Here is a 22,963-nt window from a genome sequence, read left to right on the forward strand (position 1 = left end):
TCAAATATTTGATTTATTTATAATTTATGCCATGTTTGCGGAGGGTCTACCCCCTGGGTCCCGCAGCGATGACGGCCTCGGCGACCTGGTACTTGGCGAAGTTCTCCCTGAACTCCGCCGCCAGTTTGGCGGCGTAGCGATCATACTCGGCGCCGTCCTCCCAGGTGTCGCGCGGCGTGAGCAGCCGGCTGTCCACGCCGGCAATGGCCAGGGGGACATCCAGGTTCAGCTGGGGCAGATGCCGGGTCTTGGCGTCGGCCAGGTCGCCGGAAACGATGGCGTCGATGATCGCCCGGGTGGTGGGGATATCGAAGCGTTGACCTACCCCGAACGGACCGCCGGTCCAGCCGGTGTTCACCAGGTATACCTTGGTGTCGAAGCTTTCGATGCGCTTCATCAGCAGCTCGGCGTACACTCCGGCCGGGCGGGGGAAGAAGGGCGCGCCGAAGCAGGTGGAGAAGGTGGACTGGATGCCGGCTGTCGACCCCATCTCGGTGGAGCCCACCTTAGCGGTATAGCCGGAGAGGAAGTGGTAGGCCGCGGCCTCCTTGCTCAGGCAGGAGACGGGAGGCAGGACGCCGGAGACATCACAGGTGAGGAATACCACCGCATTGGGTTCCGCGCCGCGGTTGGCCTCGATGCGGCGGGCGATGTGCTCCAGGGGATAGGCGGCCCGGCTGTTCTGGGTCAGGTGGTCGTCGCTGTAGTCCGGGGTACGCTCACCATCGAGCACCACGTTTTCCAGCACGGCGCCGAAGTGGATGGCGTTCCAGATCACCGGTTCATTCTTGGCGGACAGGTCGATGCACTTGGCGTAACAGCCGCCCTCGATGTTGAAGACACCGCCCGGGGCCCAGCCATGCTCATCGTCACCGATGAGGGCCCGTTTGGGATCAGCGGACAGGGTGGTCTTGCCGGTGCCGGACAGCCCGAAGAACAGGGTGGTGTCCCCCTTCTCACCCACGTTGGCGGAGCAGTGCATCGGCAGCACTCCTTTGGCGGGAAGCAGGAAGTTCTGCACGGAGAACATCGACTTCTTCATCTCGCCGGCGTAGCGCATCCCCGCCAGCAGCACCTTGCGCTGGGCGAAGTTGATGACCACCGCGCCGTCGGAGTGGGTGCCGTCGCGTTCGGGCACACACTGGAAGCCGGGGGCGTTGTAGATCTGCCATTCCGCCTTGCCGCTTTGGTTGTAGCGTTTGGGTACGATGAACAGGTTGCGGGCGAACAGTTGTTGCCAGGCGGTTTCCGTGGTGACCCGAACCGGCAGGTAGTGTTCGGGATCGGCCCCCACCTCCAGCTCTGACTGGAAACACTCCTTTTCCGCCAGGTAGGCCTGCACCTGACACCAGAGGGCATCGAACTTGTCGCCGTCGAAGGGCTTGTTGATGCCGCCCCAGTCGATCTCGTTTTCGGTGGAGGCTTCCTTGACGATAAAGCGGTCGTTGGGCGAGCGGCCGGTGCGCACGCCGGTTTCGACGCAGAGGGCGCCGTTGTCCGCCAGCCTGCCTTCGCCGCGGATGAGGGCGTGCTCCACCAGCTCGGCAGTGGAAAGGTTGTTGAGTACACGCATCCTGCATGTGGTCATACTGTTTTGACTCCTTGGCATCCGGACTCCTGCCGTCCGCCTGATTTTGATCTGTTGTGGGGAGAGCGGTAGGGATTGAACGCTTACTGTTCAACGGGGGAGTGTAGCGTCGATGGGAAAAAAGATCGATATTCGTGACACAGATCAAAGGGCGGCACCCTGGCCGCCCTTATCCAACAATTGATGTCCGCTATCAGTGGCTCTGGGCGGAACTGCCGGCGGAGCCGGCCCACAGGGCCTCTATGTCAATGCGGTCGAAGCGGTAATCGGCGCCACAGTAGTCGCAGTGGAGGGCGATCTGCCCCTGCTCCTCCAGGACGCTCTCCAGATCCTCCCTGGGCAGGGTGGAGAGGGCGGCCAGGCTGCGCTCGCGGGAGCAGCCGCACTTGAAGCTGACTTCGGTGGGGTCGAACAGGCGCAGCTCCTCCTGGTGGTAGAGGCGGTGTAGCACCTGCTTGGCATCCAGGGAGAACAGCTCCTCGGCCTTGATGGTGTCGGTCAGGGATTCCAGGTGCTCGAATTCCACCTCCTGGTCCTTGCCGCTGTCGGGCAGCGCCTGCAGCAGCATGCCGACGGCGTGCAGGGCATCGGTGTGCAGCCACAGCCGGGTCTTGAGCTGTTCAGACTGGGCAAAATACTGTTCCAGGCAGCCGGCCAGGGTGGCCTGCTCCAGGCCGACGATTCCCTGGTAGCGCTCCCCTTCGTCGGGGGTGATGGTGATCACCAGCTGCCCCTGGCCGACCATCTGCTTGAGATCGCCTTCGGGGTCGCCCTCCCAGCGGGCGATGGCGCGAAGTTGCTGGTTGTGGTTGCCGTTGACGGCCACCAGCTTGACCGGGCCGCTGCCCTGCAGCTGCACGGCGATCTCCCCTTCGAACTTGAGGATGGCGGTGAGCAGTGAGGTGGCGGCCAGCATCTCGCCCAGCAGGCGGGCGACCGCATCCGGATAGGCCTTGGCGGCCAGCACCTGCTGGTAGCTCTGCTCCAGCTGCACGATTTCGCCGCGCACATCGGCTTGTTCAAACAGGTAACGGTATAACTTGTCTTGGCTCATGATGGTCTCTTTGCTTACTGCTGCTTCAGCTTCATGATCTGGCGGCGCTGTTTCTTGTCCGGCCGTGAGGAGACCAGCGGCTGACCCGCTGACTCGAGTCTCCGTGATGTGGAGGCGGCTTCCCGCTTTTTCAAGCTCTCCTCGGTTTCCCGGTACAGCTGCTGTGCCAACGGGGCGGACAGGCGCTTTTCGGACAGGCCGAGCACCACCACTTCCCGTTCGTCATTGCCTTGCCACAGGGTGAGGGTGCTGCCAACACAGATGAGTCGGCTTGGCTTGCAGCGCTGGCCGTTGTGGTGAACCTTGCCGCCGCTGACCATCTCCTGGGCCAGGGGGCGAGTCTTGTAGAAGCGGGCCGCCCACAGCCATTTGTCGATGCGGACTGAGGTCAATTCGGTATGTGGCTGTTTTTTGGTCATGTTTCGGTATTCTACTGCCTAAAGCGAGAGGTCGCGCGGCCAATGAAGATCAAAAACTGGGGGAGCCTCACAGCGTTGTGGGGTTGCCAAGGGTAGCATAAATGGCCAAATTTGACTATGACATCCATGTGGCCACAGAGTGGGGTAAAGGGTTGTTGCGCCTTGGGTGGTGGGTTAGCATGGCCTATACGAATTTTTTTATTATTTCTAATTCGATACGCTGCCGGCACTGAGAGTAAAGAGCACTGAATTTATGGATTATCTGCAGCAGGGACTCAACGGCCTTGCCAAACTGCCACAAGCGGCCATCGCTCGGGTCCTGACCGTCCTGTTGGCGGTCTACGCCATCTATCTCGCTTCCCAGCTGACCTGGATGATGGTGCCTCAGGAGAGTGGTTCCAAGGCGGTATGGCGGCCACAGACTCAGCAGGGCAGCCAGAGCCAGGGACGGGACCTCAGCCAGGTGCAGTCCCTCAACCTGTTTGGTCAGTTGGACAGGAGCAAGCCTGCCAAGAAGCCGGTGGTGGAAACCAACCTGATCACCGATGCCCCCAAGACGACGCTGAGGATCCTGCTGACCGGCCTGGTGGCCAGCTCCGAGCAGGAGCGGGGCATCGCCATCATCGAGAGTGCCGGAAGCCAGGACACCTATGGCATCGGCGACAAGATCAAGGGCACCTCCGCCAGCCTGCATGAGGTCTATGCCGATCGGGCGATCATCGTCAACCGTGGACGTTACGAAACCGTAATGTTGGACGGGGTGGAGTACAGCAAGACCATCACCGATGAAACCAAACGGCTCAAGCAGACGCCACCCGAGACACTGCAGCAGGATCTGCGAGAGGACGACGAGGTCTCCCGCCAGTTGGATCAGGCCCGCTCCGCCCTGCTGGAAGACCCGGGCAAGCTGACCGACTACCTCTCTATCAGTCCTGTGAAATCCCAGGAGGGGGGACTGAAGGGGTATCGATTGAACCCAGGCAAAGACCGGGCTCTGTTTACCCAAGCCGGACTGAAGGCCGGCGATCTCGCGGTGGCCATCAATGGCTACGACCTGACCCAGATGTCCGAGGCGATGCAGGTGCTCGCCGAACTGCCGGAGCTGACCGAGATGTCGGTGATGGTGGAGCGGGAAGGTCAACTCACGGAAATCATGTTTAGCCTGCCAAACCAGAACTGATCAGGGCTATGGGGATGAGAATGAAGACACAAACACGCCGGGTGCCATGGATTCGCAACCGGATTGCCGCCGGCCTGATTGCCGGTGCCTCGGTACTGGCCATGGGGACGCCGGCGATGGCGGCCCAGTATGCCGCCAACTTCAAGGGCACCGACATCCAGGAGTTCATCAACATCGTTGGTAAAAACCTGCAGAAGACCATCATCGTCGATCCCACGGTTCGGGGAAAGATCAACGTGCGCAGCTATGACCTGCTCAACGACGATCAGTACTACCAGTTCTTCCTGTCGGTCCTCGACGTGTACGGCTACGCCGTGGTGGAGATGGACGGCAACATCATCAAGGTGGTCAAGGGTAAGGACGCCAAGAACAAGAACATCAGGGTCGCCGACGACAGGCTTCCCGGCGACGGCGATGAGATGGTGACCCGCATCGTTCCCCTCTACAACGTCGAGGCCAAACAGCTGGCGCCACTGCTGCGTCAGCTTAATGACAACAGCGACGGCGGCAACGTGGTCAACTACGACCCCTCCAACGTGCTGATGATCACCGGCAGGGCCGCCACGGTGAACAAGCTGGTGGAGATCGTCAAGAGGGTGGACCTGCAGGGGGACACCAAGGTTCAGGTGGTCAAGCTGCAGTACGCCTCCGCCGCCGAGATGGTGCGCATCATCGATGCTCTCTACCGCAGCGGCGCCCAGCAGTCGATGGCCGCCGGGGCCGTGCCCAAGGTGGTGGCCGATGAGCGCACCAACTCGGTGGTGATCTCCGGCGACGAGAAGGCCCGCAAGCGGGCGGTGCAGCTGGTGCACTCCCTGGACCAGGATATGCGCAACGCCGGCAACACCCGGGTGTTCTACCTCAAGTATGCCCAGGCCGAGGAGCTGCAGGAGGTGCTGTCCGGCTTTGCCGAAAGTCTGGAGCAGGCCGAGGACGCCGCCAAGGGCGCCAGCCGCGGCATGCAGGGCCAGGGGATCACCATCATGGCCCACGCCGACTCCAACGCCCTGGTGATCAACGCCAAGCCAGACCAGATGCAGGAGATTGAGAGCGTCATCCGCCAGCTGGATATCCGCCGGGCCCAGGTGCTGGTGGAGGCGATCATCGTGGAGATCGCCGAAGGGGATGACATCAGCTTCGGCGTGCAGATGTACCATGAGTCCGGAGCCCTGACCCAGTTCAACAACGGCACTGGCGTCACCATCGGTGAGATCGCCGCCGGCCTGTGGGATGCCCGAGAGACCCCGGGCAGTGTCATCATCGATGCAAATGGCAACAGAACTGAAAACCCGGATACCCCCGGGAACATCTCCACCCTGGCGGCGGCGCTGGCCAAGGTGAACGGCATGGCCTGGGGCGTGCAGATGGGAGATTTCGGTGCCCTGCTGCAGGCGGTGGCCTCAGATTCCAACTCCAACGTGCTGGCCACCCCCAGCATCACCACCCTGGACAACCAGGAGGCCAGCTTCATCGTCGGTGACGAGGTGCCGGTGATCACCGGCTCCGCCGCCAGCTCCGGCAACGACAACCCCTTCCAGACCGTCGAACGCAAGGAGGTGGGGATCAAGCTGACCGTCAAGCCCCAGATCAACGAGGGCGACGCGGTGCAGATGGAGATCGTCCAGGAGACCTCCAACGTCAACGGCCGTACCTCGGTGGACGTCACCTTCGGCAAGCGTGAACTGAAGACCACGGTGCTGGCGGACTCCGGCGAGACCATCGTCCTCGGCGGTCTGCTCAACGAGGATGTGCAGGAGAGCGTCTCCAAGATTCCGCTGCTGGGTGATATTCCCTACCTGGGGGCGCTGTTCACCTCGACCTCTTCCAAGAAGACCAAGCGCAACCTGATGATCTTCATCAAGCCCACCATCATCCGCGATGGGGTGACCATGAACGGCCTCTCCGGCCGCAAGTACAACTACATCCGCGCCGCCCAGCTGGCCCAGGAGGAGGAGGGCGTGGCACTGATGCCCAACACCTCGGTGCCGGTGCTGCCGGAGTGGAATCAGCCCGGTAGCCTGACCCCGGAAGCGCAGCAGATTCTGGAAAACTACCAGAAGGGCAACGACATGGAGACCCCCATCCGCGATGACTCCAGCTGGATGAACGACCAGATGGAGCGGCTGAAGAAGGACAAGACCAACGGCATTCCGCCGGTGAAGGAGTAATCCATGGCCGAAGTGAGCCACACCGAGGTCCTGGAGCAGGCCGCCCAGGAGGCGGACCTGGAGGCGGACCTGGAGGCGATGGAGGGGGCCCACCACGGGCATGAGCATCGCCTGCCCTTCGCCTTCGCCCGGCGCTTCAGCCTGGTGCTGAGCGAGGTGTCGGGGGAGCGGGTCCTCAGCTACGGCCCAGGCTGCCCGCCCAAGGCGCTGCTGGAGGCCCGTCGCCTGGCTGGCGGGCCGGTGACGCTGCAGCCCCTGGAGCAGAGCGCCTTCGACATCAAGCTGACCGAGGTGTATCAGCAGGACAGCTCCGAGGCGCAGCAGCTGATGGAGGACATCGGCAAAGACGATGACCTGACCTCCCTGGCCGATGAGCTGCCGGAGACAGAAGACCTGCTGGACGCCGAGGACGATGCCCCCATCATCCGCCTGATCAATGCCCTGCTGTCCGAGGCGATAAAGGTCGGCGCCTCCGACATCCACGTGGAGACCTACGAGCGTGAGCTGGTGGTGCGCTTCCGGGTGGATGGGGTGCTGCGGGAGGTGTTGAAGCAGCAGCGCAAGATCAGCTCGCTGCTGGTGTCCCGTATCAAGGTGATGGCCCGCATGGACATCGCTGAGAAGCGGGTGCCCCAGGATGGCCGTATCTCCCTGCGCATCGGCGGCCGTGCCGTGGATGTGCGGGTGTCCACCATGCCCGGTTCCCGCGGCGAGCGGGTGGTGCTGCGTCTGCTGGACAAGAACCAGGCGATGCTCAACCTGCGTCAGCTGGGGATGAGCGCCTCCATCCGCAAGGAGTTCGACACCCTGATCCGCAAGCCCCACGGCATCCTGCTGGTGACCGGTCCCACGGGCTCGGGTAAGTCGACCACCCTGTACGCCGGCCTGACCGAGATCAACAGCCGTGACCGCAACATCCTGACCGTCGAGGATCCCATCGAGTACGAGATCGAGGGGATCGGTCAGACCCAGGTCAACACCAAGGTGGACATGACCTTCGCCCGCGGCCTGCGGGCGATCCTGCGCCAGGACCCCGATGTGGTGATGGTTGGGGAGATCCGTGATCTGGAGACCGGCTCCATCGCCGTCCAGGCCTCACTGACCGGTCACCTGGTACTCTCCACCCTGCACACCAACACCGCCGCCGGTGCCATTACCCGTCTGCAGGACATGGGGGTGGAGCCCTTCCTGGTCTCCTCCTCGCTGCTGGGGGTGCTGGCCCAGCGCCTGGTGCGGACCCTGTGCGACGAGTGTAAGATCCCTCACCAGACCGACCCCCGTGAGATGGAGCTGCTGGGGCTGACCTCGCCGACGACCATCTACCGAGCCTGCGGCTGCGAGGCCTGCAACCACAGCGGCTACAAGGGCCGGACCGGCATCCACGAACTGCTGGTGGTGGACGATCAGATCCGCGAGCTGATCCACGGTGGCAGGGGCGAGCTGGCCATCGAGAAGTACGTGCGCCAGAGCGTCCCATCTATCCGTGCCGATGGCTGCGCCAAGGTGCTGGAAGGCCGCACCACCCTGGAGGAAGTGCTCCGGGTGACCCGGGAGGAGTAACCCATGGCGGCCTATGAATACAAGGCGCTCAACAGTAAGGGACGCCAGGTCAAGGGGGTGGTCGAAGCGGATACTCCCCGCCAGGCCCGCAGCCTGCTGCGGGAGAAGCAGCTGGTGCCGCTGGATCTCCAGGAGGCGGCGGCCCAGGAGAAGCGCAGCGATGGGCAGGGGGTCACCCTGTCCCTGTTCAAACCCAGAATCTCCACCACCGAGCTGGCCCTGCTGACCCGTCAACTGGCCACCCTGGTGGCCGGAGGGCTGCCCATAGAGGAGGCCCTCAAGGCGGTGGCGGAGCAGAGCGAGAAGCCCCGCACCAAGGGGATGGTGATGGCGGTGCGTGCCAAGGTGGTGGAGGGTTACTCCCTGGCGGAGTCGATGAAGGAGTTCCCTCAGATCTTCGACGAGCTGTACGTGGCCATGGTGGCGTCCGGCGAGAAATCCGGTCATCTGGAGGTGGTGCTGGAGCGGCTGGCGGACTACAAGGAGCGTCAACAGGAGCTCAACTCCAAACTGATTCAGGCGATGGTCTACCCCATCATCCTGACCCTGGTGGCCATCGGTGTGGTCTCCTTCCTGCTGGTGGCCGTGGTGCCCCAGGTGGTGGATCAGTTCAGTTCCATGGGGCAGACCCTGCCCTGGACCACCCAGTTTTTGATCGATGCGTCGGAATTTTTGCAGTCCTGGGGCCTCTACATTGTAGGAGTCGTGGTGCTGGCGCTGGTGCTGTTCAAGCAGGCCCAGCGCAACCGTGACTTCAAGCTGAAGTGGCACAATACCGTACTGCACCTGCCGGTGGTGGGGAAGGTGGCGCGTGGTCTGAATACCGCCCGCTTCGCCCGGACCCTGAGTACCCTCTCCTCCTCCGGGGTGCCCCTGCTGGAAGCGATGGGCATCGCTTCCGACGTGTTGCTGAACCTGAGAGTCCGGGATGCGGTGGCCGATGCCACCACCAAGGTGCGCGAGGGGGCCAGCCTGAGGGCGTCGCTGCAGCACACCGGCCTGTTCCCGCCGATGATGCTGCACATGATCGCTTCCGGCGAGAAATCCGGTGAACTGGACAGCATGCTGTCCCGGGCGGCGGACAACCAGGACCGGGAGTTTGAGACCCTGGTCAGCGTGGCCATGGCGGTGCTACAGCCGCTGATCGTGGTCTCCATGGCTGGGGTGGTGCTGTTTATCGTTGTGGCCATCATGCAGCCCATGATGGCAATGAATACCTTTATTTGATAACGCCTTTTGAGGTAAGACATGAGCAAGAAACATAACCGCCAGCGCGGCTTTACCCTGCTGGAAGTGATGGTGGTACTGGTGATCATCGGCATCATGGCGTCATTGATCGCCCCCAACTTGATGGGATCCAAGGACAAGGCGGATATCCAGAAGGCGGTGGCGGATATCGTCACCCTGGAGGGGGCGATGGACATGTATCGCCTGGACAACAATATCTACCCCACTACAGAGCAGGGGGTAGTCGCCCTGGTCAACCGCCCCAACTACTCGCCCGAGCCGCGTAACTACCGCGAAGGGGGCTACATCAAGCGCCTGCCTCAGGATCCCTGGGGTAACGACTATGTGTTGCTGAGCCCGGGTGAGAAGGGCCGCTACGACCTGTGTTCCGCCGGTCCCGACTTCCAGCTGGGCACCGATGATGACATCTGTAACTGGAACCTGACGGACTACCAGTAATGATGGAACGGCCGCGGCACCAGTCGGGCTTCACCCTGCTGGAGATCATGTTGGTGCTGGTGCTGATCGGGGTGGCGGCGATGTCGGTCACCCTGACGGTGGGGGGCGACCCCCGCCAGGAGACCCTGGACAAGGCGGCCAACGAGTTTGCCGCCGTGGTGTCCATGGCCCTGGAGGAGTCGGTGATCTCCGGACAGGAGCTGGGTCTGGTGGTAGAGAGTGACCACTACCTGTTTACCCGGTTCAACCTGGATAAGAACGACTGGGAGCTGCTGGGGGGCGACCGGCTCTACCGGGAGCGGCGCATGCCCGTGGGGGTGACCCTGACTCTGTCGGTCGAGGGGATGCCTCTGAAGCAGTCAGACGAAGATGATGAGAGCGAATTTGGCCTGGACCGCTCACTGTTCGAGAAGAGTGACGAAGAGAAGCTCAAGACGCCCGAACCCCAGTTGATCCTGCTTCCCTCCGGGGAGATCACCCCCTTTACCCTGCAGTTTGAAGAGGTCAGCGCTCGCCCTACTCTGGTGATTGAGCTGGAGGGCAACGCCATCGGTGATATCCGCCGTGCCGGGGAGGAGCCGTGAACCAGCGCGGCTTTACCCTGCTGGAGGTAATGGTGGCCCTGGCGGTGTTTGCCCTGGCGGCGGTGGCGGTGGTCAACAGCGCCGGTGAGCAGCTCAGTGCGGTGCCGATCCTTCGCGAGAAGACCTTCGCCGACTACGTGGCCCATAACCGCTTGGTGGATGCCCGGCTGGAGCAGGAGTTTCCCGATCTGGGCACCGGTAAGCGGGGACGGGTCGAGCTGGCTGGCCGCCAGTGGTACTGGCGCCAGGAGGTGGTCAAGACCACTGATGAGGAGTTTCGAGCCATCCGGGTCAAGGTGAGTCTGGATGAGGGCTTTGATAGTGTAATCAGTGAGGTAACCACTTATGTGGCCAAACCGGACTAGGTCGTCTGGCTTTACCTTGCTGGAGATGATGCTGGCGATGGCGATCTTCGCCCTATTGGGGGTGGCCACCGCTGCGGTGCTCTCCAACGTGCTCAACATCAGTGAGGCCAGTGAAGGGCACCACCTGCGCCTGAAACAGGTGCAGCGGGCGATGTCGATGCTGGAGCGGGATTTCAGCCAGCTGGTGATGCGACCGGTACGGGGCGCGGGCAGCAAACCCAGCGACTCCAACTATCAGTTTGGCGATGGCTGGCTGGACTCAGACGCCGACGGCATCAGTTTTTTCCGTCTGGGGTGGCTCAACCCCAGGGGACAGCTGCCCAGGGGCAGCCTACAGCAGGTGGGTTACCGGATACAGAAGAATGAGCTGCAGCGGTTGCACCATATCTACCCGGATCCCGTGGTGGACAGCGAACCCGAGGAGTTGGTGCTGCTGGATCGGGTGCTGGACTTCAAGTTGTCGTTCTATGTGGACGGCAAGTGGCAAACCAAGCTGGAGGGCAGCCCCCTGGCCAGGGCGGTGTCGGTGAAGCTGGAGCTGGAAGATTTCGGTGAGATTGAGCGCCGTTTCCTGCTGTCCGATGGGGTCGGCAGCGCCAAGCCAGATTCCGAAGAGGGTAATGGCTCAGGAAATAACGGCGACAACAGCGGCGGCAATAAGGGCGACGGCGGTAACAATGGCGATGGTAGCGGCGGCATCAGCGGCGGTACCCCCCAGGAGGGCAACTGATGTTCTCCAGACAGAAGGGGGTCGCCCTGCTGACGGTACTGCTGGTGTTGGCGGTGATGACCACCATCGCCGCCAGCTTTAACGAGCGCAGTCGCCTGGCGGTCAGGCGCACCGTCAACCACCATCAGTTGACCCAGGCCTACTGGTTTGCCCTGTCGGTGGAGGAGTTGGCCAAGCGTGCCCTGAAACAGGATATGGAAGACGCCGACGGGACGGTGCATCTCCAGCAGTACTGGGCGACCGCCGACGTAATCTATCCGGTGGAGGGAGGACAGCTGATTGGCCACGTGGATGATATGCGCAGCTGCTTCAACCTAAACGCACTGGGACAGGAATTGACCCAGGCAGAAAAGAGTGAAAACCCCAACCAGAAGCCTCTGGTTCAGAAACAGTTCCAGGCGATGCTTGAGGATCTGGGGATGGACCTCTATCTGGCGGAGATGACCACAGAGCGACTGCACGATTACATTGACGAAGACGATCGAGCCGAGGGCAGTTATGGCGCGGAAGATCCGGACTATGAGGCTCGCGAGGTGCCTTATCGGGCGGCCAATCAGCCTCTGTGGCACCACAGCGAAATGCGGACTGTGCTGGGGATCAGTCAACCCATGTATGAGGTGCTCAAGGAGTATGTCTGCGCGATCCCCGGTGAGACCACCCAGGTGGTGAATGTGAACACCGTCCCGGTGGAGCGGGCGTCTCTGTTGGTGGGGATGTTCGACGGTAAGCTGAGCCGGGGGCAGGTGGAAGATCTGATCGCCAACCGTCCGCCGGACGGCTGGGAAGATATCAGTAAGTTTTGGCAGGAGTCCCTGGTTCAGGGCGTGAAGCTGGACGACAAGGCCAAGAGCAGCTTGGTGGTCGACAGCAAGTATTTTCGCCTGCGTGCGGCGGCCAAGGTAGATAACACCTTGTTCCGGCTCGAAACAGTTTTACAGCGGTCGGGCGGTACCCGCTTTGTGGCGCTGACCCGACAGTATGGAGGCCAACAGTGAGCGAACGATTGGTGGTGCGCCTCGGCGAGAGAGCCGACACACCCATAAGCTGGATCACCTGGTCCGAAGAGCAACAGAGTGTCATCGGTTCCGGCGTGTTGCCGGATGCGGCGGCGCTCTCCAGCCTGACGGAGCGGGCGGGCGGTCGGCCGGTGGAGGTGTTGGTGGACGCCAGTGCCCTGACCCTGACCCAGGTGACCCTGCCGGCCAAGATGGCACGTCAGGCGCTGAAGGGGCTGCCTTTCATGCTGGAGGATGAACTGGCCCAGGAGGTGGACAAGCTTCACTTCGTCACCGGCCGTCGCGACGGTGATCGGTTGGGTGTGGCCGTGGTCAGCCACGAGCAGATGGGCCTGTGGCGCCGTTGGCTCCAGGAAGCCGGCCTGAAGGCCGCCCGGATGGTGCCCGATGTCCTGGCGCTGCCCCAGCCTGAGGGCTGTGACGGCGCCCTGGTGCAACTGGAGGCGCAGTGGCTGTGCCGGTTCGGGCTGGAGGGATCCTGTGTCGATGCCGACTGGCTGCCGCTGATCCTGACAGACAAGGGGCAGCAGTCGCCCGTGGCCTTGGCCCACTTCTCTCCGGTGGAGCTGGCGGTGGAGGGGATCCAGTGGCAGCCTCAACCTCTCGAGCTCCCCATGCAAGTGTTGGCTCAGGGGATGGCCCAGGCGCATTGCAACCTGCTCAGCGGCGAGTATGCGCCGAAGCGCGAACTGGGTAAGCTCTGGCAGGTCTGGGGCAAGGTGGCGATCCTCGCCGGGATCGCCCTGGCTCTGACCCTGGTATACCAGGGGATGCAGTGGTACCGGATCGACGGAAAACGCCAGCAGGTTCGCGCCGAATCCGACGCCATCTACAAGCAGCTGTTCCCCAACGAGCGGGTCAATCCGGCTTTGCATCCCTCCCAACTGATGGCCGGCAAGGTTCGCCGTCTGGGTGGGGGCGGCGAGCAGGGTGAACTGCTCACCATGCTCAGCGAGCTGCAGCCGGCGTTCGCCGCCATTCCCGAACTTAAGCCTCTCTCCCTGAGGTACAACGCCGATCGCGGTGAACTGAGGCTGCAGGTTCGCGCCGCCAGCTTTGCCCAGTTCGAGCAGTTTCAGCAAGCCGCCGGTGGTCGCTTCCAGGTGGATACCGGTGCCATGAACAACGAGGAGCAGGGGGTTAGCGGCGCCCTGACGGTGAAGGTGAAATGATGGATGCCCTGAATGCCTGGTGGCAAAAACTCAACCCGCGTGAGCGGCAGATGCTGACCCTGGCGGCCCCTTTCCTGATCGTCGGCGGCTTCTACTGGCTGGTGTGGCAGCCTCTGAGCGGTGCCGTGACCAAGGCGGAGCAGGGGCTGAAGTCGGAACTCACCCGTCAGGCCAGCCTCAAGGCGGACGCCAATCGTTATCTCCGCCTGGGCAAGAGTGGCGGCGGCACCGTGGCCAGTGGCAGCCTCAGTCAATTGGCGACCCAGAGCGCCAAGCAGTTTGCCCTGACCATCGAGCGGATGCAGCCTCAGGGTGACAAGTTGCAGGTGTGGCTGACGGAGAGCAGCTTCGAAGGCCTGCTCAACTGGTTGGCCTACCTGTCCGAGCAGGGGGTCAGGGTGGATGCCCTGGATCTGGCGGCCGCAGACAGTGCTGGCAGGGTGGAAGTAAGACGGTTACAGCTGATTAAGGGTTAAGATGCGTTTTCTGAAGTATGGCCTGGGCGCCCTGGTGCTCTACCTGGTGTTCCTGGTGGTAACGGTGCCCGTTGGGCTGGTATGGCAGTGGGTGCCCAAACCCCAGGGCGTACAGCTCCAGGGCCTGGATGGCACCCTCTGGTCGGGACGCGCCGACCGGTTGACGGTGGCAGGCCGCCGCCTGGAGAGCCTGACCTGGGAGGTGGATCCCTGGTCACTGCTTGGGGGCCGGGTGGAGGCTGTGGTGGCGGTTGCCGGTGATGTTCAGGGCAGGGGGACCGTCAGCTACGGCCTGTCGGGCCTGGCGCTACAGGGAGTGAGGCTGGAGAGCCCCATAGGCACCCTGGTCGGTAATCGTCGGCTGCCATTTCGGACCAAGGTGACGGGAGAGGTTCAGCTGAATCTGGCCGAAGGCAGTCAGGGCCAGCCCTGGTGCGATCGCCTAAGCGGCCGCATCCTGGTTCAGCAATTGGACGTCAACAACCAGTATGGCGCCTTTCCCCTCGGCAACCTGGCGGGGACCCTGAGTTGCAGTCAGGGAAACCTTAAGCTAACCATGACCGAGCGGGATAACCGCATCGGCGTTGCCGGCACCGCGCTGCTCAAGGGCAACATGGAGGTACAGCTGGACGCCAGCATTCGGGCGACCGTTGACCAGCCGGAGGCGATGGCCAACTCCCTGGATTTTCTGGGGCAGCCGGACGCCAGTGGCGCCTACCCTCTGCGCTACTCCGGGCGTCTGCCTGGGTTCTGACTATGGTGGGACGCGTCGGCGTCCCTTTTGTTTTGTGACGGATATCAAATCGACCAGCGAATGTGTATCCTAGTCCAACCCCAGACAGACGACCCAGGACGCGATGAGCTCGAAAGCCAAACCCCGTATTCTTCATACCGAACTGGTGGCCAGCAGCCGGTTGTTCCGGGTAGAGCAGGTGCACCTGCAGTTCAGCAACGGCGTAGAGCGGGTGTATGAGAGGATGCAGGGGGGCAACCGCGGTGCCGTCATGGTGGTGCCCATGCTGGATGAACACACCGTGCTGCTGGTTAAGGAGTACGCCGTGGGCACGGAAACCTACGAGCTGGGATTCGTCAAGGGGTTGATCGACCCGGGCGAGAGTGTCATCGAGGCCGCCAACCGCGAGCTGCAGGAGGAGGCGGGGTTCTGTGCCCAGACCCTCACCCCCCTGATGGAGGTTGCCCTGGCCCCGGGGTACTTTTCGAGCAAGATGCAGATCTTACTGGCGCAGGGACTGAACCCCAGTAAGTTGGAAGGTGATGAGCCTGAGCCGCTGGAACTGGTGCCCTGGCCCATCGAGGATCTGGATGGCTTGCTGGCGCGCCCCGACTTCAATGAGTCCCGCGCCATCAGTGCCTTGTTTTTGGCAAGGAAAGCGCTGAAACTTAGTTGAAGTAAGACCGCAGTAGGTAGAGGTTTTGGAAAGCATCAGCACCCTGTTGGAACCCGCCATTGAAATTGCCCGACAGGCGGGGGAGCGGATCCGCGAGATCTACGAAGAGGGCCAGTTTCAGGAGATCATCAAGTCCGACAACACCCCGGTGACCACCGCGGATCTGGCGGCTCATGATCTCATCGTCTCCGCCCTGACCCGGTTGGCGCCGGAGATCCCCATCCTCTCCGAGGAGGACGCCGACATCCCCCTCTCCGAGCGCCGACGGTGGCGAAGGTACTGGTTGATTGATCCCCTGGATGGCACCCAGGAGTTTATCGCCGGCAGTGGCGATTTCGCGGTAAACATCGCCCTGGTGGAGAACCACAAACCGATCATGGGGGTGGTCTATGCCCCCATCTCCCGGGTCTGTTACTTCGCTATCCAGGGACGGGGCGCCTTCAAACGCAGCGACGGCAGAGATACCCGGATACATACCCGTGACGGCAGCGAGGCGAAGCGGGAGATGGTGATTGCCGTCAGCCGCCGCCAGCAGCTGGAGGCGGTGACCCAACTGCTGGAGAGCGGTCGCAACTACCGTTTTATCCCCTTCGGCAGCGCCTCCCTCAAGAGCTGCATGGTGGCCGAAGGCGAAGCGGATCTCTACCTGAGGCTGGGACCGACCGGAGAGTGGGATACCGGCGCATCGCAGTGCATCGTCGAACAGGCCGGCGGGCGCATCCTCGACATCGATCTCAACCCGCTCTCCTACAACCAGCGGGAGAGCCTGGAGAACCCAAATTACCTGGTGCTCGGGGCCCCCGAGTTGCCGTGGAATAGCATCCTGCAACACGGTTAATAAAAAAACGGCCCCTAGGGCCGTTTTTTTATCCTTGCGCTTTGTGGTCCAGCCACTGGTGCACCGCTTGGTGATCACCGCGGAAGATCACCCGCTCCAGCCGCTGCTCCAGCTGGTGGCGGTACATCGGGTCGTAATAGTGGTTCAGCAGGGCCTGGATCCAGTGGCGGTGGGCATCCAGACTACCTTTCAGCTGATCCTCGAACCCCTGCTGCATTACCGCCCTGAGCTCGCGGTGGTGTTGATCCCCCAGCCGCTTCCTGATGCGGTCCATGGCGCTGAGCAGGTGATCCTGGAAATTGGAGAAGCCCAGTGCATCGCCGTCTCGACGAATAAAGGCGGCGGCGATGTCGGTGACATAGTCTCTCAGGATCCGCTCTACTCGCTCCTCCTGATTCACCTCCAGCAGCACCAGGGGGGCCTGCTGCATCCTGCCGTGCATCTCCAGCGGCAGGGACACTCGGCCGATGAGGCGGCTTTCGTCCTCCAGCACCAGCTGGCGTTGGCCCGCCCGGCGGTGGCGCATCAGCTGCACCGCCAGGTGGTTCTCGAAGTCTATTTGAGTCGGCTGTTCGGTCACCTGGCGGCCAAAGCTGGAGCCCCGGTGGTTGGCCAGCCCCTCCAGATCGATCATGTCCTGACGTAGCTTGAGGAAGTCGGTTTTTCCACAGCCGGTCATGCCGCCGACGATCCACATGCGGGTCTCTGAGGTGATGCGGTCGGTCTGCTCCATCAGGAAGGTGCGCATCCCCTTGTAGCCCCCCTCGATGAAGGGGCGTTCGTGGCCCACCTCGGCGATCCATTGTTGGCTGAGCTCGGAGCGCAGGCCACCCCGGAAGCAGTAGAGAACCGCGTCCGGGTGCTGGTCCAGAAAGCGCTTCCAGGCCTGCTGACGCTGGGCCTTGACCTCGCCCCGCACCAGCTTGTGGCCCAGTTCAATGGCGGCCATTTGTCCCTGCCGTTTGTAGCAGGTGCCGACGGCGGCGCGCTCCTGATCATTCATCAACGGCAGGTTGATGCTGTTGGGAAATGCGCCCTTGGCAAACTCCACCGGGGCACGCAGATCGATCAGGGGACGGTCGGAGAGCAGCAGCTCCTGATAGTGATCGGCGCCGAGGGTTTTCATCACTCGATCACCTCGATCACCGGTCCGGCCTGTCTGGGTCTGAGTTCGCCGATGGGATGGACCCCTAAACCGGCCTCGGCGAGGAGGGCTTCGACCTGGCCACAGGCATGCGCTTCCACGGCCACCAGCAGGCCGCCCGAGGTCTGAGGGTCGCACAGTAGGGTGCGGGTGCGCGGGCTCAGCTCAGGCAGCTTGTGCCCATAGCTGTCGAAGTTTCGGCCGGCCCCTCCGGGGACACAGCCCAGGGCCAGATAGTGATCCACCTGGTCCAGCAAAGGCAGTTTGGCCATCTTCAGCAGGGCGCTGAGGCCGGCTCCTTCACAGATCTCGGTGAGGTGGCCCGCCAGGCCGAAACCGGTCACGTCGGTCATGGCGCTGACTCCCTCCACCTGAGCCAGCTGGGCGCCTACCCTGTTCATCTGGCACATCGCTTCCACGGCGATCTGGTCATGCTCATTGGCCAGCTTCTTCTGTTTCTGGGCGGTGGTGAGGATGCCGATGCCCAAGGGCTTGGTCAGATAGAGGCGACTGCCGGCGGTGGCGGTATCGTTGCGCTTCAACTGCTTTAGTGGCACCTGTCCGGTGACGGCCAAGCCGAAGATGGGCTCGGGGGCGTCGATGGAGTGGCCCCCGGCCAGAAGAATGCCGGCATCGCGGCAGGCGGCACGGCCACCTTCGATCACCTGTTGACCGACTTCCGGCGGCAGCCGGTTTACCGGCCAGCCGAAAATGGCGATCGCCATCATCGGGCTGCCACCCATGGCATAAATGTCGCTGATGGCATTGGTGGCGGCGATCCGGCCAAAGGTAAAGGGATCATCCACGATGGGCATGAAGAAGTCTGTGGTGCTGATGATGCCTGTGCTGCCATCCAGGTCGTATACCGCTGCATCGTCGCGGCTGGCGTTACCGACCAGCAGACGGGCGTCCTCCATGGGAGTCAGCTGACTGCTCAGCAGGGTATCCAGTACCTTGGGGGAGATCTTGCAGCCACATCCGGCGCCGTGGCTGTACTCCGTCAGTTTGATCGCATTGCTCATCTGGGACTCTGTCGCTTGTGAATCTTTAGGTCAGGGGCAAGATGATACCCCAAGGCGCCCGGGTTTGGGGTAGCCAACCCGGCAAAAAAACGATTTTTGCCGGAGAGGATTGCGTAGGAGGGTAAGTGGTTACTCACTCCTATCGATGCCAATCACCTGACGGTTGCTCGGGCAGTGAGCCCGTCCTCACCCTCTGTAGGGGAAGCCCGGGATCAGAACCAGGGGGTGACCTCGTGGCCTGATCCCGGCTGAAGATCCGCTGTTGAGCGTGGTGAGATCCGCTGTCCTCAACTGGAGCCCGAGGCCGACTAGGCGCTGGCCAACTGTTGGCGTAACTTGAGCCACTGCTGCTGTTGCTCTCTGAGGCAATGCTTCAACTCCTTGAGCCTTGCCCTGGCGCTGGCGTCCAGCTGCCTGCGGGTTTGCTCCAGACCGGCCTGCTTGGCCTGGTAGTAGTCGCGCATCCGCTCGGTGACACTCTGATACTGTTGCTCCAGAAGGTGAAGCCACTCCTCGGACAATTCCCGGTCCTGAGCCACCGCCCGGCTCTGTTTGAGCTGCATCTGCAGTTTGGCGGTTTCGATCCGTTCGGCGGGAACCTCCCTCAGGCCACTGGCAAGCCTGAATCGAGCCAGCAGTGCGATCAGCCACTTGGTTGGGTCGAAGTGGAACCAGCGGATGCCGTTGCGCCAGTCGTGCTCGAAGGTGTGGTGGAAGTTGTGGTAGCCCTCGCCGAAGGTGAACAGGGCCAGGACGGCGTTGTCGCGGCTGGATTGCTTGTCACTGTAGGGTTGGGTTCCCCAGATATGAGCCAAGGAGTTGATAAAGAAGGTGCCGTGGTGCATCGCCACCAGGCGGACCACGCCGGCCATCAGCAGGGTTCCCCAGAGATCGCCGATCAGGGCGCCGCACGCCAGGGGCAGGATCACGTTGGTCACCAACACCAGCCAGCCATAGTGGCGGTGCTGGAACATGACGATGGGATTTTTCTGCAGATCCCGAACATTGGTGTAGTCGGGTTCGCCCTGGTAGTTTCGCAGCATCCAGCCGATATGGCTGTACCAGAAACCGCGGCTGGCACTGTAGGGATCCTTGTGGTCGTCGTCCACGAACTTGTGGTGGCGCCGGTGATCCGATGCCCAGTGCAAGATGCTGTTTTGCAATGCCATGGCGCCGCCGATGGCCAGGAACCACTGTACGGCCGGGTGGGCCGAGTAGGCCTTGTGGGACCAGAGCCTGTGGTAGCCTGCGGTAATGGACAGGCCATTCCAGGCCCACAACAGCAGAGCCAGGACCAGGGTTTCACCCTGGTAGCCGACGAGAATCCCATGTAGGGGTGCCAGGGTCAGCGCCGCCAGGGCCGTGAAGCTGAATATCAGGGTATTGATGAGGATAAGTGGTGGCTTGGAAGTCATCCTTGTTTCTCTCTGGGCGTACATCTGTACGCCATTTTGGTGATCTTTGTCCGATAACGCAAGCCGGGGTTGAGTGAGGTCGCAGGTGAGCTTTGGCTCTATTCAAGTTAGAATGCATAAGTTTTTAATTAAGGGTAGTAAGTCATGGGGATTCGAGCACAGCAGAAGGAGCGTACACGCCGCGCCCTTCTTGATGCTGCGTTTAATCAGCTGAGCGCAGAACGCAGCATCTCCAACCTGAGTTTGCGGGAAGTGGCCAGGGAGGCCGGAATTGCCCCTACCTCTTTCTACCGTCACTTCAAAGATATGGAAGAGCTTGGTCTCACCATGGTTGATGAGGGTGGTCTTACCCTGAGGCAACTGATGCGCAAAGGCCGTCAGCGTGCGGAAGAGGGGGGCAGTGTTATCCGGGCCTCCATCGAAACCTTCATGGAGTTCATCGACAGCAACCCCAACGTCTTCCGGTTGCTGTTGCGGGAGCGCTCAGGAACCTCGGCGGCGTTCCGCGCTGCGGTGACCCGGGAGATCCGCCATTTCATTGATGAACTGAGTGACTATCTGCAGACTCGAGCCTGCCGTCGCCCGGATCTCGCCTATGCCCAGGCGGAAGCCCTGGTGACTCTGGTGTTCGCCAGCGGCGCAGAAGCCCTGGATCTGAATAAGAAGGAGCGCCAGGCGCTGGCTGAGAGGCTGATCGTGCAGCTGAAGATGATCGCCAAGGGCTCGGAGGCGTTGCAGCGCAGTGGCCGGGAGCCGGAGCTGGAGAATCTGCCCAAATAGAAAAGACCGCCGATTGGCGGTCTTTCTCTGTCACGTTATTTACGCTCCAGAAGCACGCCCGCTTCCATATGGTGGGTGTAGGGGAACTGGTCGAACAGCGCCAGCCGGGTCACCTTGTGGGTCTCCCCCAGGGTTTGCAGATTCTCCAGCAGGGTGTCCGGGTTGCAGGAGATGTAGAGGATCCTGTCGTAGCCCTGCACCATCTGTTCGGTGGCCTTGTCCAGGCCGGCCCGCGGTGGATCCACGAAGATGGTGTTGCAGTTGTAGCTCTTAAGATCGATTCCCTTGAGGCGATTAAACGCCCTCACCCCGTTCATCGCATCGGTGAAGTCCTCGGCTGACATGCGAATGATGGTGACGTTGTCGATGTTGTTGACTGCGATGTTGTGCTGAGCCGACTCCACCGAGGGCTTGGCCAGCTCGGTGGCCAGCACCTGGTCAAAGTTTTGCGCCAGGGCCAGGGAGAAGTTGCCGTTTCCGCAGTAGAGCTCCAGCAGGTCGCCGTGGCTGTCACGGGTGCAGTCCACCGCCCACTCCAGCATCTTTTCGGCCACCTTGCCATTGGGCTGGGTGAAGCTGTTCTCGATCTGGCGGTAGTGCATGGGGCGGCCGTGAACATGCAGGGTTTCATCGACGAACTCGCGGTCCAGGCACCACTTCTGTTTGCGGGCGCGACCGATGAAGTCCACCTTGTATCCTTCGGCTCTCCAGGTGTCTCGCAACGCACGCACTCCGGCGATCCAGGCATCGTCCAACTGACGGTGGTAGAGGAGGGAGATCAGCAGCTCGCCGCTCAGGGTTGAGAGGAAATCGACCTGGAACAGTTTGCGACGCAGGTGTTCATGGGGGCGCAGCGCCTCCATCAGCCTGGGCATAAACTTGTTGATCAGTGCGCTGGCGGGCAGGAACTGGTCGGTGCGCACCTTCTCCCCCTGGGCCTGATCGAACATGATGTAGTAGAGATCGTCATCATCGTGCCAGACACGAAACTCGGCGCGCATCCGGTAGTGTTTGGGCTCGGAGGGGAACACCTCCAGCTCCGGAGCGTCAAATGGGGCGAACATCGACCTCATACGCTCACACTTTTCGGCCAACTGTTGTTCATAGTTTGCCGGATCAAGGGCTTTCAGATCCATGTTTCACTCCGGTGTCTGGATTGAGAGAGGGGGAATTCTAACCAAGCCAAAGCTTAAGTCCAGCCCCTTGGTAAATGGCGGGCTCTGTGTGAGAATCAACGCCTATTCCGGTATAGCAACTGATTCCATCTGATGAGCTCTATTCTGCTGTTCGACTCGGGCGTCGGGGGTCTCTCCATTCTGGAGCACGTACGTGAGGCCTTTCCTCAGTGGCCGGTCCACTATCTGGCGGACAACGCCAGGTTCCCCTACGGGGAGCTGGAGGAGGAGAACCTGATCCACGGCTGTGTGCACCTGATTACTACCCTGGTCCGCGAGTTGACGCCCGCCATGGTGGTGGTGGCGTGTAATACCGCCAGTACCTTGGCACTCCCGGCATTGAGGTCGGCCCTGCCCATCCCTGTCATTGGCGTGGTGCCGGCCATCAAGCCGGCGGCGGCGCTCTCCCATACCGGCACCATAGCCCTGCTGGCCACTCCGGGCACGGTCCGTCGCAGCTATACCGATGGACTGATTCAGGACTTTGCTCCTCACTGTCGAGTAATACGCCTCGGCAGCAGCGATCTGGTTCGAATGGCCGAGGAGAAGTTGTCGGGGAAGGCCGTCGACACCTCACAACTGCACAAGGTACTGGCGCCATTGCTGGCCGAGGCTGAGCTGGATGCAGTGGTGCTGGGGTGCACCCACTTTCCGCTGTTGCGGGATGAGATTGGCCAGGTTCTGGGTCCTAAGGTGCGCTTGGTGGATTCCGGCAGTGCCATTGCCCGACGCGTCGGTACCCTGGTCAATGAAAGTCGCGTCCTCCCCGGTAAGCAGCAGGGGGGATACTACTGCACCGGGCAGGTACCCTCTGCTGCACTGGCCGGCTACCTTGAAGGGTGCGGGTTGGTTTTCTCGACAAGGATCGCCGCATCTTAAGTCGAACTGGTTGAAAAGATCGCAAAGGATCTTTTTGATCGAAAAAGGGGTTGCGCGGGGAATTTCCCTCCCTATAATGCGCTTCCTGTCGACGGGGCACAGCGGAAGGAAAACGGCTGCTGAGCAAAACTTCGACACTCGGCGCCAAGGCAGCAAATTAGCCCTTGACCGCCACGGAGAGTCGCGTAGAATGCGCCTCCTGTCTCGATGAGAGACACGCTCTTTAACAATTAGTCAGACAATCTGTGTGGGCACTCGCGCAGGATTGATATCTCATATATCAATGTTGCACTGAGTGACTAT

At 61.8% G+C, this 22,963-nt stretch carries 23 protein-coding genes; 16 read left to right on the plus strand and 7 right to left on the minus strand.

The window, feature by feature from the left end:
* Positions 1-46: 46 nt before the first annotated feature.
* From FCL40_RS15610 to hslR, 3 genes are all read right to left on the minus strand, one after another.
* Entirely contained in the window at positions 47-1,588 is a 1,542-nt protein-coding gene (locus tag FCL40_RS15610) for a phosphoenolpyruvate carboxykinase (protein WP_136854227.1), read from the minus strand.
* Between the two features lie 193 nt (positions 1,589-1,781).
* Positions 1,782-2,642 (minus strand): Hsp33 family molecular chaperone HslO, encoded by an 861-nt coding sequence (gene hslO / locus FCL40_RS15615; protein ID WP_136854228.1) that lies wholly within the window; start codon positions 2,640-2,642, stop codon positions 1,782-1,784.
* 14 nt (positions 2,643-2,656) lie between these two features.
* Positions 2,657-3,061, minus strand: a complete 405-nt coding sequence (gene hslR, locus FCL40_RS15620) for a ribosome-associated heat shock protein Hsp15 (RefSeq protein WP_136854229.1) — start codon at positions 3,059-3,061, stop codon at positions 2,657-2,659.
* Positions 3,062-3,314: 253 nt separating this feature from the next.
* Here hslR and gspC point away from each other — a divergent pair, with 253 nt between their 5' ends.
* The 14 genes from gspC (at position 3,315) to cysQ (ending at position 16,245) form a co-directional block, all read left to right on the plus strand.
* A complete protein-coding gene (gene gspC / locus FCL40_RS15625) occupies positions 3,315-4,241 on the plus strand; it encodes a type II secretion system protein GspC (protein ID WP_136854230.1) in 927 nt (308 codons plus the stop codon).
* 20 nt (positions 4,242-4,261) lie between these two features.
* Complete coding sequence (gspD, locus tag FCL40_RS15630; RefSeq protein ID WP_136854231.1) at positions 4,262-6,409, plus strand: type II secretion system secretin GspD; 2,148 nt, start codon at positions 4,262-4,264, stop codon at positions 6,407-6,409.
* A gap of 3 nt (positions 6,410-6,412) precedes the next feature.
* The gene (gene gspE / locus FCL40_RS15635) at positions 6,413-7,969 is read left to right on the plus strand and encodes a type II secretion system ATPase GspE (RefSeq protein WP_136854232.1); all 1,557 of its coding nucleotides are present in this window, start codon (positions 6,413-6,415) and stop codon (positions 7,967-7,969) included.
* 3 nt (positions 7,970-7,972) lie between these two features.
* Positions 7,973-9,196: a type II secretion system inner membrane protein GspF gene (gspF, locus tag FCL40_RS15640; RefSeq protein ID WP_136854233.1), complete on the plus strand. Its 1,224-nt coding sequence runs from the start codon at positions 7,973-7,975 to the stop codon at positions 9,194-9,196.
* 21 nt (positions 9,197-9,217) lie between these two features.
* Positions 9,218-9,655, plus strand: coding sequence for a type II secretion system major pseudopilin GspG (gene gspG, locus FCL40_RS15645; RefSeq protein ID WP_136854234.1), 438 nt, complete (start codon positions 9,218-9,220; stop codon positions 9,653-9,655).
* A complete protein-coding gene (gene gspH, locus FCL40_RS15650) occupies positions 9,655-10,239 on the plus strand; it encodes a type II secretion system minor pseudopilin GspH (protein WP_136854235.1) in 585 nt (194 codons plus the stop codon). Before gspG ends, gspH begins: the two co-directional genes overlap by 1 nt.
* Positions 10,236-10,604 (plus strand): type II secretion system minor pseudopilin GspI, encoded by a 369-nt coding sequence (gene gspI, locus FCL40_RS15655; RefSeq protein ID WP_267873516.1) that lies wholly within the window; start codon positions 10,236-10,238, stop codon positions 10,602-10,604. The genes gspH and gspI overlap by 4 nt, the downstream gene beginning before the upstream one ends.
* Positions 10,585-11,334: a type II secretion system minor pseudopilin GspJ gene (gene gspJ / locus FCL40_RS15660; RefSeq protein ID WP_136854236.1), complete on the plus strand. Its 750-nt coding sequence runs from the start codon at positions 10,585-10,587 to the stop codon at positions 11,332-11,334. The genes gspI and gspJ overlap by 20 nt, the downstream gene beginning before the upstream one ends.
* Positions 11,334-12,329: a type II secretion system minor pseudopilin GspK gene (gene gspK / locus FCL40_RS15665; protein ID WP_136854237.1), complete on the plus strand. Its 996-nt coding sequence runs from the start codon at positions 11,334-11,336 to the stop codon at positions 12,327-12,329. The genes gspJ and gspK overlap by 1 nt, the downstream gene beginning before the upstream one ends.
* On the plus strand, positions 12,326-13,522 hold the full coding sequence (gspL, locus tag FCL40_RS15670) for a type II secretion system protein GspL (protein ID WP_136854238.1): 1,197 nt from the start codon (positions 12,326-12,328) through the stop codon (positions 13,520-13,522). The genes gspK and gspL overlap by 4 nt, the downstream gene beginning before the upstream one ends.
* Positions 13,522-13,998 carry a type II secretion system protein M gene (locus tag FCL40_RS15675; protein WP_169307159.1) on the plus strand — a complete coding sequence of 159 codons (477 nt, stop codon included), beginning with the start codon at positions 13,522-13,524 and terminating at the stop codon, positions 13,996-13,998. The genes gspL and FCL40_RS15675 overlap by 1 nt, the downstream gene beginning before the upstream one ends.
* A gap of 1 nt (position 13,999) precedes the next feature.
* Positions 14,000-14,752, plus strand: a complete 753-nt coding sequence (locus FCL40_RS15680) for a type II secretion system protein N (RefSeq protein WP_136854240.1) — start codon at positions 14,000-14,002, stop codon at positions 14,750-14,752.
* Between the two features lie 103 nt (positions 14,753-14,855).
* Positions 14,856-15,407, plus strand: a complete 552-nt coding sequence (gene nudE, locus FCL40_RS15685; RefSeq protein WP_136854241.1) for an ADP compounds hydrolase NudE — start codon at positions 14,856-14,858, stop codon at positions 15,405-15,407.
* A gap of 25 nt (positions 15,408-15,432) precedes the next feature.
* A complete protein-coding gene (cysQ, locus tag FCL40_RS15690; protein ID WP_229360353.1) occupies positions 15,433-16,245 on the plus strand; it encodes a 3'(2'),5'-bisphosphate nucleotidase CysQ in 813 nt (270 codons plus the stop codon).
* Positions 16,246-16,273: 28 nt separating this feature from the next.
* On the opposite strand, the gene mnmH is transcribed toward cysQ, so the two are convergent.
* From mnmH to FCL40_RS15705, 3 genes are all read right to left on the minus strand, one after another.
* Entirely contained in the window at positions 16,274-17,371 is a 1,098-nt protein-coding gene (gene mnmH / locus FCL40_RS15695; protein ID WP_136854242.1) for a tRNA 2-selenouridine(34) synthase MnmH, read from the minus strand.
* Complete coding sequence (gene selD / locus FCL40_RS15700; RefSeq protein WP_136854243.1) at positions 17,371-18,411, minus strand: selenide, water dikinase SelD; 1,041 nt, start codon at positions 18,409-18,411, stop codon at positions 17,371-17,373. The genes mnmH and selD overlap by 1 nt, the downstream gene beginning before the upstream one ends.
* Positions 18,412-18,719: 308 nt before the next feature.
* A complete protein-coding gene (locus FCL40_RS15705) occupies positions 18,720-19,826 on the minus strand; it encodes a fatty acid desaturase (RefSeq protein WP_136854244.1) in 1,107 nt (368 codons plus the stop codon).
* A 144-nt stretch (positions 19,827-19,970) separates the two neighbouring features.
* Here FCL40_RS15705 and fabR point away from each other — a divergent pair, with 144 nt between their 5' ends.
* Positions 19,971-20,606 (plus strand): HTH-type transcriptional repressor FabR, encoded by a 636-nt coding sequence (gene fabR / locus FCL40_RS15710; RefSeq protein WP_136854245.1) that lies wholly within the window; start codon positions 19,971-19,973, stop codon positions 20,604-20,606.
* Positions 20,607-20,641: 35 nt separating this feature from the next.
* Here fabR and trmA read toward each other — a convergent pair whose 3' ends face one another.
* Complete coding sequence (gene trmA / locus FCL40_RS15715; RefSeq protein WP_136854246.1) at positions 20,642-21,742, minus strand: tRNA (uridine(54)-C5)-methyltransferase TrmA; 1,101 nt, start codon at positions 21,740-21,742, stop codon at positions 20,642-20,644.
* 129 nt (positions 21,743-21,871) lie between these two features.
* On the opposite strand from trmA, the gene murI reads away from it, so the two are divergent.
* Positions 21,872-22,660 (plus strand): glutamate racemase, encoded by a 789-nt coding sequence (gene murI, locus FCL40_RS15720; RefSeq protein WP_407644156.1) that lies wholly within the window; start codon positions 21,872-21,874, stop codon positions 22,658-22,660.
* Positions 22,661-22,963: the final 303 nt, after the last annotated feature.

The sequence above is a fragment of the Ferrimonas sediminicola genome, from assembly GCF_005116715.1.
In the GTDB taxonomy this organism is placed as follows: domain Bacteria; phylum Pseudomonadota; class Gammaproteobacteria; order Enterobacterales; family Shewanellaceae; genus Ferrimonas; species Ferrimonas sediminicola.